At 72.4% G+C, this 12,340-nt stretch carries 12 protein-coding genes and 1 pseudogene; 5 read left to right on the plus strand and 8 right to left on the minus strand.

The annotated features are described in order from the left end of the window. Positions 1-47: 47 nt before the first annotated feature. The 3 genes from WJ438_RS18900 to WJ438_RS18910 are packed head-to-tail and all read right to left on the minus strand — an operon-like array spanning position 48 to position 1,697. Positions 48-707, minus strand: coding sequence for a DUF5063 domain-containing protein (locus WJ438_RS18900; protein WP_406726298.1), 660 nt, complete (start codon positions 705-707; stop codon positions 48-50). Next, positions 700-1,299 carry a recombination mediator RecR gene (gene recR, locus WJ438_RS18905; RefSeq protein ID WP_406726299.1) on the minus strand — a complete coding sequence of 200 codons (600 nt, stop codon included), beginning with the start codon at positions 1,297-1,299 and terminating at the stop codon, positions 700-702. Before recR ends, WJ438_RS18900 begins: the two co-directional genes overlap by 8 nt. Before the next feature lie 59 nt (positions 1,300-1,358). Then, complete coding sequence (locus WJ438_RS18910) at positions 1,359-1,697, minus strand: YbaB/EbfC family nucleoid-associated protein (protein ID WP_406726300.1); 339 nt, start codon at positions 1,695-1,697, stop codon at positions 1,359-1,361. Between the two features lie 263 nt (positions 1,698-1,960). Between WJ438_RS18910 and WJ438_RS18915 the strand changes: the two genes are divergently transcribed. Beyond that, positions 1,961-2,707, plus strand: coding sequence for an SLATT domain-containing protein (locus WJ438_RS18915; protein ID WP_406726301.1), 747 nt, complete (start codon positions 1,961-1,963; stop codon positions 2,705-2,707). A gap of 78 nt (positions 2,708-2,785) precedes the next feature. Here WJ438_RS18915 and WJ438_RS18920 read toward each other — a convergent pair. The 3 genes and pseudogenes from WJ438_RS18920 to WJ438_RS18930 all read right to left on the minus strand — a co-directional run bounded on the left by WJ438_RS18920 (position 2,786) and on the right by WJ438_RS18930 (position 5,949). Further along, positions 2,786-4,811, minus strand: a pseudogene (locus WJ438_RS18920) (serine/threonine-protein kinase). 77 nt (positions 4,812-4,888) lie between these two features. Beyond that, positions 4,889-5,347, minus strand: a complete 459-nt coding sequence (locus WJ438_RS18925) for a MarR family winged helix-turn-helix transcriptional regulator (protein WP_406726302.1) — start codon at positions 5,345-5,347, stop codon at positions 4,889-4,891. Next, positions 5,344-5,949: a DJ-1/PfpI family protein gene (locus WJ438_RS18930; RefSeq protein WP_406729735.1), complete on the minus strand. Its 606-nt coding sequence runs from the start codon at positions 5,947-5,949 to the stop codon at positions 5,344-5,346. The genes WJ438_RS18925 and WJ438_RS18930 overlap by 4 nt, the downstream gene beginning before the upstream one ends. 228 nt (positions 5,950-6,177) lie before the next feature. On the opposite strand from WJ438_RS18930, the gene WJ438_RS18935 reads away from it, so the two are divergent. From WJ438_RS18935 to WJ438_RS18945, 3 genes are all read left to right on the plus strand, one after another. After that, positions 6,178-7,533 carry an aspartate aminotransferase family protein gene (locus WJ438_RS18935; RefSeq protein WP_406726303.1) on the plus strand — a complete coding sequence of 452 codons (1,356 nt, stop codon included), beginning with the start codon at positions 6,178-6,180 and terminating at the stop codon, positions 7,531-7,533. 172 nt (positions 7,534-7,705) lie between these two features. Continuing rightward, positions 7,706-8,413, plus strand: coding sequence for a GntR family transcriptional regulator (locus tag WJ438_RS18940; RefSeq protein WP_406726304.1), 708 nt, complete (start codon positions 7,706-7,708; stop codon positions 8,411-8,413). A 155-nt stretch (positions 8,414-8,568) separates the two neighbouring features. Further along, positions 8,569-9,219 (plus strand): hypothetical protein, encoded by a 651-nt coding sequence (locus tag WJ438_RS18945; RefSeq protein WP_406726305.1) that lies wholly within the window; start codon positions 8,569-8,571, stop codon positions 9,217-9,219. Positions 9,220-9,419: 200 nt separating this feature from the next. Here WJ438_RS18945 and WJ438_RS18950 read toward each other — a convergent pair whose 3' ends face one another. Continuing rightward, positions 9,420-10,703, minus strand: a complete 1,284-nt coding sequence (locus WJ438_RS18950; RefSeq protein ID WP_406726306.1) for an adenylosuccinate synthase — start codon at positions 10,701-10,703, stop codon at positions 9,420-9,422. 185 nt (positions 10,704-10,888) lie between these two features. Between WJ438_RS18950 and WJ438_RS18955 the strand changes: the two genes are divergently transcribed. Continuing rightward, positions 10,889-11,764, plus strand: coding sequence for a diacylglycerol kinase family protein (locus tag WJ438_RS18955; RefSeq protein ID WP_406726307.1), 876 nt, complete (start codon positions 10,889-10,891; stop codon positions 11,762-11,764). Between the two features lie 28 nt (positions 11,765-11,792). Here the strand turns inward: WJ438_RS18955 and WJ438_RS18960 are convergent, their stop codons facing one another. Beyond that, positions 11,793-12,293 carry a GbsR/MarR family transcriptional regulator gene (locus WJ438_RS18960; RefSeq protein WP_406726308.1) on the minus strand — a complete coding sequence of 167 codons (501 nt, stop codon included), beginning with the start codon at positions 12,291-12,293 and terminating at the stop codon, positions 11,793-11,795. Between the last annotated feature and the right edge of the window lie 47 nt (positions 12,294-12,340).

Here is a 12,340-nt window from a genome sequence, read left to right on the forward strand (position 1 = left end):
GCGAAGGGATCCCTCCCCCGTCCGCCGTGTCGGGAGCACCGGTTCCGTTATGTGACCGGGCGCATGCCCAGGGAGGTGCCGAGCTCCTCCGCCATGACCCTGCCCGCCTCGAATTCGAGGGTGTCGTCGCCCATGCCCTGGTCGGTGTCGAGGCCGTCGAGGGCGGCCAGGGGCTGGTCGAGGCGGACGTGGGCGACGACGGACTGCAGGGCCCGCAGGGTCGCCGACGCGGTGGAGCCCCAGTTGGAGAAGTAGGAGAACTGCCACCACCACAGCGCTTCCGTGGTGCGGCCGGCCCGGTAGTGGGCCATGCCGTGGCGGAGGTCGGTGATGACGTCGGTGAGGTCGTCGGAGATGCGGGCCGGGACGGGCGCCTTGCGGGGCTCGTAGGGGTCGAAGACCTCGGAGTAGACGTCGACCGGCTCCAGCAGCCGGGCGAGGTTCTCGCGGAGTTCGTCCACATCGGCCTCCGGGCCCCCGTCGGGCTCGTAGCGCTCCTCGGGGACGATGTCCTCGTGGGCGCCCAGCCGGCCGCCGGCCAGCATGAGCTGGGAGACCTCCAGCAGGAGGAAGGGGACCGCCGAGTCGGGCTCGTCGCCCCTGGCGACCTCGGTGACGGCGACCAGGAAGCTCTCGATCTGGTCCGCGATCTGGACCGAGAAGTCGTCCGGGTCCCGGTCGGTCGCGTGCAGTGTGGCATCAGACATCTAGAAGTCGTCTCCCCTCGAAGGCGCGACCGAGGGTGACCTCGTCCGCGTACTCCAGGTCGCCGCCCACCGGGAGGCCGCTGGCCAGACGGGTGACCCTCAGACCCATGGGCTTGATCATGCGGGCGAGGTACGTGGCCGTGGCCTCGCCCTCCAGATTCGGGTCCGTGGCCAGGATCAGCTCGGTGACCGTGCCGTCGGCCAGCCGGGCCAGCAGTTCCCGGATGCGCAGATCGTCGGGGCCCACCCCGTCGATCGGACTGATCGCGCCGCCCAGGACGTGGTAGCGGCCCCGGAACTCGCGCGTGCGCTCGATGGCCACGACGTCCTTGGGTTCCTCCACGACGCAGATGACCGCACGGTCGCGGCGGGTGTCACGGCAGATGTTGCAGAACTCCTCCTGCGCCACATTGCCGCAGGTCGCGCAGAAGCGGACCTTCGCCTTCACTTCCATCAGGGCGTGGGCGAGACGCCGCACGTCCGTCGGCTCCGCCTGCAGGATGTGGAAGGCGATCCGCTGGGCGCTCTTCGGACCGACGCCGGGCAGCCGCCCGAGTTCGTCGATGAGGTCCTGTACCACGCCTTCGTACAACGGACTGCCGTCCTTCCTGGAATTCCTTCAGTACGTACCGTAGAGGCCCGCGCCCCGTCTTAGAAGGGCAGACCGGGGATGCCGCCGCCCAGGCCCTGGGCCAGCGGGCCGAGCTTCTGCTGCTGGAGCGTCTGAGCGTTCTCGTTGGCCGCCTGGACGGCCGCGACGATCAGGTCCGCGAGGGTCTCGGTGTCCTCCGGGTCCACCGCCTTCGGGTCGATCTCCAGCGACCGGAGCTCACCACCGCCGGTGACGGTGGCCGTCACCAGGCCGCCGCCCGCCTTGCCGTCGACCTCCATGTGCGCGAGTTCCTCCTGCGCCTTGGCCAGGTCCTGCTGCATCTTCTGGGCCTGCTGGAGCAGCTGCTGCATGTTGGGCTGGCCACCACCGGGGATCACGATTCAGCTCCTAGGTCGGTCCGTCCGTACGGGACTTTCTCGTTCGGCACGAGCCTACGTGGTCCGGGCAGCCGTCGCCCCAGCACTCTTTCGAGTGAGTCCCGGTCGAGCCCTCTACCTGATCACGGCCCTCTTTCGGGCGGAAGAGCGGCCGAACACCCGATGCCCCCACCCGTTGGGCGGTAGGAAGGGCGCGGCACGTCCGCGCCAGACGTCGGGCAGACGTCGAGCAGGAGTCGGCAGGGGTCAGTAGGGAGTACGGGGTGGGTCAGCCGGAGATGCAGCCCGAGGGCCGTCCGCAGGACGGCCCCGGCGAGGGGGCGGCCGGGCTGCGGCCGGGCGATCTGGCCGGGCGGGTGTTTCCGCTCGGGGACTGGGGCGAGCCCGTGCTCCGGTTGGACGAGCTGTACCGGTGGGTGGAGCGGGGGGCGCTGGACACCGCCGCCTGGTACCTCGCGGACCGGGTGTGGAAACGGCGCTGCGCGCGGGCCCTGCGCACCGGGACCGCGGTGGGAGCGGTCACCGGGGCGGCGCTGCCGCTGCTGGATCTGACCCGGGTGGCCGACGGGGTCACTCCCTGGGGGTACCTGGCGTTGCTGCTCGCGGTCGCGTGTGGGGCCGCTGACCGGTTCTTCGGGGTGACGTCCGGCTGGATGCGGGACGTGGCGACCGCGCAGGCGGTGCAGCGGCGGCTTCAGGCGTTCCAGTTCGACTGGGCGTCGGAGTGCGTCCGCGAGGTGCTGGGCCCGGCCGAGGGCACCGCGAGCGAGGCGGCCGAGCGGTGCCTGTCGGTGCTGCGGCGGTTCTCGGAGGACGTGAGCGAGCTGGTGCGGGCCGAGACGGAGGACTGGATGACGGACTTCCGCGGCAGGGTCGTGCCGTCGGGCGTCCGGGGTGCCGTGGCGGGCACGGGCCGCCCCGAAGCGCCCGCGCCGCACGGCCGCTTCCCCGCCCCTCCGGGCCCGGCCCGGCCGAACATGCCCCGGCAGCGCCCTCCGGAGCCGAGGTAGTCGGGGCAGCGGGATTCGTGGACCGAGGTTCGCCGAACGTTCGACAGCTCTCGGTGAGAGCGGAGTGGGCCGGATGCCTCAGTTCCGGGTGTAGGTGAGCTGGTCGCCGTTGCTGGTGTTCACGCGCTGGAGGGAACCGTCGGGGAGGAGGGTGATCTCGGTGGCGGACCCCGGGGTGCAGGCGCTGCGCGGCTGACCGACCGTCACGGTGGACGGGCCGATCCGCAACCGGTCGCCGGAGCCCGGCGCGCTGGAGAGGCTGCCCTCGAACACGCAGTGGTAGGTGCCGTTGCCGGTGGGCCCGTCGGCGACGAGGGACATGACCGTGTCTCCCACCTCGCCCTGCTGGATGGTCAGCTCGCGGGTGTGCAGCCCGCTCGCGTTGTCGATGGTCGTGGACCAACTGCCCAGGTACCCCGTCGGGATCACCCCGTCCGCCGCCGGCGAGGTGCCGGGCCGATCCGTCCCGCCGGACTCGCCCGTACCGCCTGATCCGTCCGGCCCGCTCGAGGCCTTCCCGTCGGTCGCCGTGCCCGTGGGACTGCCGCCGACGCTGTTGCCCCCGTCGCCGTTGCTCATGAGCGCGTACACCGTGCCGCCGGCGGCGATCGCGACGACCAGCGCGATGACGACGAGCAGCGCGGGGAACGGTCACTGCGCGGTGTCTGCGCCGGACCGTACGGGGGCGGGGTCGGGCCGAAGGGCGGTGGGCCGTGGGGCGGGGTGGAGCCGGCGGCCCCGTAGGCGTGGTACGGGTAGCCGTGGCCGGGGGACCGGGGGTGCGGTTGGGCGTGCGGCTGGGGATGGCCGTACGCGGCGGGGACCTGCCCGGCCGCCGGGCTGCCCGGGGTCGGGCCCGGGGGCGGGGTGGTGTTCTGGCCGGCGACCAGGGTGGGCAGGTGGTTCACCGGCGCACCGTCACCGGGGGCGCCCGGCGCGGGCGGGGCGAATGCATGGGGCGGGGACTCCGGTGGGGCGGAGCCGTCGGTGGCGGGGGCGTGTTCGGGGGTTGCGGCGGGCGCGGCGCCGTCCGATCCGGGCGGCGTGGGCGGTGCGGGTTGCCCGGCGGCTCCGACGGCCCCTGCCGCTCCCGCTGCCGATCCCGCTCCGACGGCTCCACCGGCGTTTCCGCTGCCCGGTGGGGCGGTCGGGGGTGCCTCCGGGTCCTCCGCTTCCAGCAGCCGCACGGCGTGCCGGCCGAGCTGTGCGACCAGGGCGCTCGGCAGCCAGGGATCGCGGGAGCGGCCGTCGACGACGGTGTCCTCGGCGCCGGTGCGCTCCAGGATCTGGTCGAGCGTGGGGCGGTGGGCGGGGTCCTTCTTCAGGCAGTCCTTCACCAGGCCGGCGAGGCCCTCGGGGACCCGGCCCAGGTCGGGTTCCTCCTGGGCGATGCGGAACATCAGGGCGTGCACCCCGCTGTTGGCGGTGCCGAAGGGAAGCTCGCCGGTGGCCGCGTAGGCGAGCACCGAGCCGAGGCAGAAGACGTCGCAGGCGGAGGTGATGCGGTCGCCGCGCACCTGCTCCGGCGCCATGAACCCGGGCGAGCCGACGAGTGCGCCGGTGCGGGTGAGTCCGCCGTCGGTCACGGTCTCCCTCGCCCGCGCGATCCCGAAGTCGATGACGCGCGGCCCGTCGATGGTGACGAGCACGTTGGACGGCTTGAGGTCGCGGTGCACGATGCCGGCGGCGTGGATGTCCTTCAGCGCGTGCGCGAGACCAGCGGCGAGAATGCGTACCGAGCGCTCGGGCAGCGCGCCGTGGTCCTGCCCGACGACCTGCTGGAGACTGGGCCCTGCGACGTACCCGGTGGCGACCCACGGCACCGGGGCCTCGGTGTCCGCGTCCAGCACCGGAGCGGTCCAGGCGCCGCCGACCTGCCGTGCGGCCTGCACCTCCTGGCGGAAACGGGCCCGGAACTCCTCCTGCTGGGCCAGCTCCTCACGGACCAGCTTGACGGCGACGGTGCGTCCCCGGTCGGAACGGGCCAGGTAGACGTACCCCATTCCGCCGGCCCGAGCCGCGCGAGCAGCCGGTACGCGCCGACTCTCCCCGGGTGCCGACCGCCGGGCGCCCCCATCGCGTCCCCCGGTTCATGCCTTTCCATCGTTGCGCCGCCTTCCCCCCACAGTGAGCAACAGCCCGAGGATAGTGCGGGCCGGGGCCGGGGGAGTCGGGCGCCGTCTACGGTTCCGTAACAGGCGGGCCGAGCTCGTCGAGCGCGGTGGACAGGCGTTCCAGCGCGTGGACCGCCTGTGCGAGCTCCGCTTCGCCGAACGCCTTCGCCAGTCGTTCGGCGAACGCGGCGTGACCGGGGTTGATCACTGCGACGGCCGCGCGCCCCTGCTCGGTGACGGCGAGTAGCTTGGCACGGCGGTGGGCCGGGTTGGGCCGGTATTCGGCGAGTCCGCGCTCCACCAGCAGGTCGGCCGTACGCTGCACGCTCTGCCGGGTGATGCCCATGGCGCGGGCGACCCCGGAGACGGGCAGCGGTTCGCCGAGGACCGCGCCGAGCACCTGCCACGAGGCGGCGGTGAGTCCGGCGGGCCGGGCCAGCTCCTCGGCGACCGCGAGGAACTGGCCGTTCAGCCGGAAGACACCGAGCGCGCCGCGGCTGAGCAGGTCCTGCTGCTCCCGGCTCACCGGGCCAGGGCCTTCTCGAGCTCGGCGTACGCCTCGGGGTCGGAGTCGTGGAAGAGGCGGTACCAGGCGTCGATCACCGGTTCGTCGTAGGCGCCGACCAGGCGGAAGACCTCGCGGGCGAAGGCGACGGGTTCGGTCGGTCCGGCGGTGACGAGTCCGCCGTCGGTGACGGCGTCGGCCTCGACGTACCGCTCGCCGCCGGCGTATCCGGTCGCGGCCAGGTAGAAGGAGGCGGCAGCGGTGTGCGCCCGCTCGTCGAGCAGGCCCTCGCGGGCGAGTCCGGCGGTGGCACCGCAGATGGCGGCGACGGGCACACCGGCGTCGAGGAAGGCGCGGGCGGTGCGGGCGAAGGGGGCGAGTGCGTCGCCCTCGTCCCACAGGTCGGCCCCGGTGAGGATGAGGAGCGAGCTGTCCTCGGGCCGCAGTTCCTCGAGCGCGAGGTCGGGCAGCACCCGCAGCCCGCCGGCGCTGGTGACGGGCGCTCCGGTGGGGGCGACGGTACGGACCTCGAACCCGGCGAGCGCGAGGTGCGCGGTGGTGTGACCGGTCTCCCAGTCGGCGTAGGTGTCGTAGACGGCGAGATGGGCGGGCTTGCGGGTCATGACGTTCCCTGGGGGGTGCCGGTGGATGCCGCGGATGCCGTGGGTGTGACGGGGGCCGAGGGCATCCGACGCCTCACCCATTGACAGCATGCTGACATTTAGGCAGCACGCTGTCAACAAGCAGCGGGTCGGCCGTCGACGGCCGTCGACAACCTGTCGCGGAAAGCGGCGATCCGCAGACAGGCCGCCGATGTCGTGCGGCCGGTGCCACGGCCTACCCTCGGCCCCATGACTCCTCAGCCGAACCCCGAGGTCGGGGCCGCCGTGAAGGCCGCCGACCGTGCGCACGTCTTCCACTCCTGGTCCGCGCAGGAGCTCATCGACCCGCTCGCCGTCGCCGGGGCGGAGGGGTCGTACTTCTGGGACTACGACGGCCGGCGCTACCTCGACTTCAGCAGCGCGCTCGTCTACACCAACATCGGTTACCAGCACCCCGAGGTCGTCGCCGCGATCCAGGAGCAGGCCGCGCGGATGACGACGTTCGCGCCCGCGTTCGCCATCGAGGCGCGGTCGGAGGCGGCGCGGCTGATCGCCGAGCGGACGCCGGGGGACCTCGACAAGATCTTCTTCACCAACGGGGGCGCGGACGCCGTCGAGCACGCCGTGCGCATGGCGCGGCTGCACACCGGGCGGCCCAAGGTGCTCTCCGCGTACCGCTCGTACCACGGCGGCACCCAGCAGGCCGTGAACCTCACCGGTGATCCGCGCCGCTGGGCCTCCGACAGCGGAACGGCCGGGGTCGTGCACTTCTGGGCGCCCTTCCTGTACCGCTCCCGCTTCTACGCCGAGACCGAGGAACAGGAGTGCGCGCGGGCGCTCGAGCACCTGGAGGCGACGATCGCCTTCGAGGGGCCGTCGACGATCGCGGCGATCATCCTGGAGACCGTTCCGGGAACGGCGGGGATCATGCCGCCGCCGCCCGGTTACCTCGCCGGGGTCCGTGAGCTGTGCGACAAGTACGGCATCGTCTTCGTCCTGGACGAGGTCATGGCCGGGTTCGGCCGGACCGGCACGTGGTTCGCGGCGGACCTGTTCGACGTGGTGCCGGATCTGATGACCTTCGCGAAGGGCGTGAACTCCGGGTATGTGCCGCTCGGCGGCGTCGCGCTCTCCGGGGCGATCGCCGACACCTTCGGGAAGCGGCCGTACCCGGGTGGGCTGACGTACTCCGGGCATCCGCTGGCCTGCGCCGCGGCCGTCGCGACGATCAACGTCATGGCCGAGGAGGGCATCGTCGAGAACGCGGCACGGCTCGGCACGTCGGTCGTCGGCCCCGCGCTGCACGAGCTCGCGGAACGGCACCCCAGCGTGGGCGAGGTCCGCGGGGTCGGCATGTTCTGGGCGCTGGAACTGGTGCGGAACCGGGAGACCCGGGAGCCGCTGGTGCCGTACAACGCGACCGGCGAGGCGAACGCCCCCATGGCCGCGTTCGCGGCTGCCGCGAAGGCGGGCGGGCTGTGGCCCTTCGTGAACATGAACCGCACCCATGTCGTGCCCCCGTGCAACACGGACGAGGCCGAGCTGAAGGAGGGTCTGGCGGCACTGGACTCGGCCCTGTCGGTGGCGGACGAGTACGTGGAGTGACCCGGCGTCCCGGCGCCCTCGTGCCCGCCGTGGTCCCGTGCCCGCCGTGGTGCCGTGGGCCGGTGGCCCCGGCGGGCACTCGAACAGGCTCGGGAGGGTGAACGCGTAGGGTGGCGGCACCGTGGACAGATGTGTGCACGCCATTCGAACGCGATGAGGGAGACGCCCGACCATGCCCGGCACCGGCGGCAACGGCGCGGTGACCCGCAGCACGCTGCGGCAGCAGATCGCCGACGCGCTCCGTGACGAGGTGCTGGCCGGGCGGCTCCAGCCGGGACAGGAGTTCACCGTCAAGGAGATCGCCGACCAGTACGGGGTGTCCGCGACCCCCGTGCGGGAGGCACTGGTCGATCTGTCGGCGCAGGGACTGCTCGACGCCGACCAGCACCGGGGGTTCCGGGTGCGCGAGTACTCCGTCGACGACTTCCGCGGCATGATCGAGGCCCGCGGCCTGGTGATCGACGGGATGTTCCACGCCCTGACCGACCCCGACGGCCGCCTGGTCTCGCTCCGGCCCGAGGAGCCCCGGGTCGCCGCCACGCTCGCCGGGGTCCGGCGGCGCGGCGAGGAGGCGCAGCGGTCGGCCCACGCCGGGGACCTCACCATTCTGATCGGCTACGACCTGCGCTTCTGGCGCGAACTCGGGGCCCTGTTCGGCAACCCCTACCTCACCGCCTTTCTGCACCGGCTCCGCGTGCAGACCTGGGTGTGCATGGTGCAGCATCTGCGGCACTTGCCCGATCTCCGGGGACGGCTGTGGTCCAAACACACCGATCTGGTCGATGCCCTGTCGCGCCGTGACACCGATTCCGCGCGCGCGGTCATCGAGTCGTACAACGCCCACTCCCTGACCCTCGTCGAGCAGCTCCCACCGGACTGAGCGGCTGCCGATCGACTCGGGACGGAAGCCGGAGCCCGGGGGCGGCGCCCGCGTCGTCTGTGTTCGTATGGGTAGGGGACCTGCACGAGGGGAGCCGCCCTCGCCCCGCGCCGATACCCTTCTCTGACCTACCCCTTCTGTGCGAGGAGCCCTCTTTGGCCTGTGACCTGTGGCTGGTACCGCTCGTCGACGTGTTGTGCCACACGCCCGACAATCCGTTCGCCGAGGAACTCGCGCAGTACAACAAGGTGCTCGCCGAGGCCGGGCTGCCGCCGGTGCCGGTGTACCAGTACATGCCGGGACTGTCCGGCGAGGTCGCCCCGGTCGCGGGTTTCGACTACGACGCGCTGCACTTCCTGCGGCGCACGTATCTGCTCCAGGTATGCGGGCTGCCGGTCACTCCGGTGGGCGAACTGGGCAGTGACTACGAGCAGTTGCTGGAGATGTTCGAGGCGACGGCCCAGCAGTCGCACCTGGTCTGGCACTACGACCACGCCGGGGCCTACGTCCCCGTGGACTTCCCGACCCCGCTCTCCAGCGACGAACTCCTCGCCGGCGGCGGTCCGCTGGGCTCCTCCCACGCACTGCTGCGGGAACTGGAACTCGTCGCCCCGGCCCTCGGCATCGACCCCGCGAATCCCCCGGCGGCGCCGGAAGCCCCGCAGGGACCGACCGAGCTGGAGGAACCCGCCGTCCCGGCCCCGTACGACCCCAGCCCCTTCGCCCGCGAACGCCACGTCTGGCTGGGCCTGCACGCGGCGGCGACCCGGAGCCTGGCGCAGGGGTCGATGATCGTCTTCAGCTGAGACGTCGCCGGGCCCGAATCGGCCGGCCCACGGTCCCGCACTGCCGCCCGGCACAGGAAGCCGGACGGCAGCAGACCAGGTCAACGCTGACGCGGCAGCCTAGTGACGTGCGGCAAGCGCGGGAATCCACCAGGCTCAGGGACGTGAAACGTCCCGGTGACCACGCCGGTCACCGGGACGGGGAGTACGTACCGCTCGGCCTACAGGAACGAGTTGATCTCGATCGTCTCGTCGCGGCCCGGGCCCACGCCGATCGCGGAGATCGGGGCGCCGGACATCTCCTCCAGGGCCTTGACGTAGGCCTGGGCGTTCTTCGGGAGGTCGGAGAAGGACTTCGCCCCGGTGATGTCCTCGGACCAGCCGGGGAGCATCTCGTAGACCGGCTTCGCGTGGTGGAAGTCCGACTGGGAGTAGGGGAGCTCCTCGACGCGCTTGCCGTCGATCTCGTAGGCCACGCAGACCGGGATCTGCTCCCAGCCGGTGAGGACGTCGAGCTTGGTGAGGAAGAAGTCGGTCAGGCCGTTCACGCGGGTCGCGTAGCGGGCGATCACCGCGTCGAACCAACCGCAGCGGCGGTCGCGGCCGGTCGTGACGCCCCGCTCGCCGCCGATGCGGCGCAGCGCCTCGCCGTCCTCGTCGAACAGCTCGGTCGGGAAGGGGCCGGCGCCGACGCGGGTCGTGTACGCCTTGAGGATGCCGATGACCCGGCTGATCCTCGTCGGGCCCACACCGGCGCCCGTGCAGGCGCCGCCCGCGGTCGGGTTGGACGAGGTGACGAAGGGGTACGTGCCGTGGTCGATGTCGAGCAGGGTGCCCTGGCCGCCCTCGAAGAGGACCACCTTGTTCTGCTCGAGGGCCTCGTTGAGGACCAGGACGGTGTCGGCGACGTAGGGCGCCAGCTTCTCCGCGTAGCCCAGCAGCTCCCCGACCACCTGGTCCACGGCGATCGCGCGCCGGTTGTAGAGCTTGGTGAGCATCTGGTTCTTGACGTCGAGCGCCGCCTCGACCTTCTGGGTGAGGATCGACTCGTCGTACAGGTCCTGGACCCGGATGCCGACGCGGTTGATCTTGTCGGCGTAGGTCGGGCCGATGCCGCGACCCGTCGTCCCGATCTTGCGCTTGCCGAGGAAGCGTTCCGTCACCTTGTCGACGGTCACGTTGTACGGCGTGATGATGTGCGCATTGCCGCTGAGCAGGAGCTTGGACGTGTCGACGCCCCGCTCGTTCAGCCCGCTCAGCTCGGAGAGCAGGACGGAGGGGTCGACGACGACGCCGTTGCCGATGACCGGAGTGCAGCCGGGGGACAGGATTCCGGAAGGGAGCAGGTGGAGGGCGTACTTCTGATCACCCACGACTACCGTGTGGCCGGCGTTGTTGCCGCCTTGGTAGCGCACCACGTAGTCGACGGAACCACCGAGCAGGTCCGTCGCCTTTCCCTTGCCTTCGTCACCCCACTGAGCACCGAGCAGCACAAGTGCGGGCACGCGCGTACACCCCTTCCGGGCGGGGCATGTCCAGGGTCAGGGGCGTACGCGGTGGATCTCCGCCGCGTGCACCGCGACCACCGTTGGCCGCCAACCGTCGGACCGGGTGCCCCGGAATAGACGAAGCCCCTGCGCAAAAGTGCAAAGGGGCTCTTGCACAAAGATGCTACCCGAGGAAGCGAGGCATGGCCGAGGTGGCGACTTCCCCGACGTCCGATCAGCTCCTGGTGGTCATCGATCCGGTCGCCCGCCGCAGGGACGGCGAGTCCGTGCGCATCGCGAAAGACGTGCTCAGTGGGGGTGCGACGACGAAGGTCTGCCTGCCGGACGGGCCGGAGGAGTTCGCCCGCGCGCTGGCCCGGCGGGGTTCCCGGCGCCCGGTGGTGGTCGGCGACGACCGGGCCCTGATGCGGGCGGTGGGGCTGCTGCACCGGCAGCGCGAGCTGACCGGCTGCGCGCTGTCCCTGGTGCCGGTCGGCGGCGCGCTGTCCCTCGCCCGGTCACTGGGGGTGCCCACGGGGACGGTGGCGGCGGCGCGGGCCGTCCTGGACGGCGCCGAGCGGCGGATGGACCTGCTGGTGGACGACAGCGACGGCGTGGTGCTCGGCGCCGTACGGATTCCGCCGACCGGCACGGCGGGGACGGCCGACGCGGCGGGCACGGCAGGGGTTCGGGAGGAGGCCGGGGCGGGGCTTCCGTGGCTGCGGACGTACCAGTCCCTGGTGCGGACCCTGGTGGCGGTCCGGCCGTCCCGGATCGCCACCGCTCCCGAGGGCGGGCCCTCGCGGCTGCGCGTGGAGGTCGACGGGGAGACACTCGTCGACCTGCGCCAGCCGGTGGAGGCGGTCTCCGTCGTCCCCGGCCCCGGTGGGAGAGCCCGGGTCGAGGTGCGGCCGGTGTCCGTCGGCGCGGAGGCGTCGCCCCTGCTGGCCGAGGGGCACACGGTGACGGTGTCCGGCGCACACTTCCGCTACCGGGCGGACGCCCTGGTGTCGGGCCCCGTACGGACCCGGACGTGGGTGGTCCGGAAGGACGCCTGGGGGCTGACGCTGCCGACGTGAGCGAGCCCTCCTCGGCCGTGCGTCGGGCTCACTCCCGGCCGAAGTGCTCCTCTCGGTGGGCCCGCCAGCGTTCCATCATCGACTCGATCTCCTTCTCGGCGAACTCGAAGAAGGCCAGGGTCTCCGCCAGCCGGCGGCCCGCCGGGGTGTCGCGGCCCAGACTGGTGACGCCCTCGCGCAGGGCTTCCTCCCAGCGCCGGATGACGGCCTCGCGGTTGGTCAGGGCCTCGTACCACTGGTCGCCGTGGACCCGGTACCGCTCCCGGCGCGAGCCGGGCTCGCGCTCGCGGGAGACCATGTGCTGCTGCGCCAGATAGCGCACCGCGCCGGAGACCGCGGCTGGTGAGATTTTGAGCTGCTCCCCCAGTTCGGCGGAGGTCCGGACCCCGGTGTCGGAGGCGAGCAGGGCCGCGAAGACCCTGGCCGGCATGCGCGGCAGCCCGGCCACCACGAGCTGCGCCGCGAAGTGCTCGACGAACCGGGAGACCGCCTCGGGGTCCCGCTCCGGCCGCCCCGTCTCTTTGGTCATGACCCGCTCATCTCTCCCGTCGGCCCGTACGTGTCCTGTCCGCCCCG

It is taken from the genome of Streptomyces sp. GD-15H (genome assembly GCF_045291515.1).
GTDB lineage: Bacteria > Actinomycetota > Actinomycetes > Streptomycetales > Streptomycetaceae > Streptomyces.

What these genes read in the sequence shown, in the direction of transcription:
- WJ438_RS18900 (WP_406726298.1), bottom strand. Translation starts at nt 707, where the DNA reads ATGTCTGATGCCACACTGCACGCGACCGACCGGGACCCGGACGACTTC.
- WJ438_RS18930 (WP_406729735.1), bottom strand. Translation starts at nt 5,949, where the DNA reads ATGACCCGCAAGCCCGCCCATCTCGCCGTCTACGACACCTACGCCGAC.
- WJ438_RS18935 (WP_406726303.1), top strand. Translation starts at nt 6,178, where the DNA reads ATGACTCCTCAGCCGAACCCCGAGGTCGGGGCCGCCGTGAAGGCCGCC.
- WJ438_RS18940 (WP_406726304.1), top strand. Translation starts at nt 7,706, where the DNA reads ATGCCCGGCACCGGCGGCAACGGCGCGGTGACCCGCAGCACGCTGCGG.
- WJ438_RS18955 (WP_406726307.1), top strand. Translation starts at nt 10,889, where the DNA reads ATGGCCGAGGTGGCGACTTCCCCGACGTCCGATCAGCTCCTGGTGGTC.
- WJ438_RS18960 (WP_406726308.1), bottom strand. Translation starts at nt 12,293, where the DNA reads ATGACCAAAGAGACGGGGCGGCCGGAGCGGGACCCCGAGGCGGTCTCC.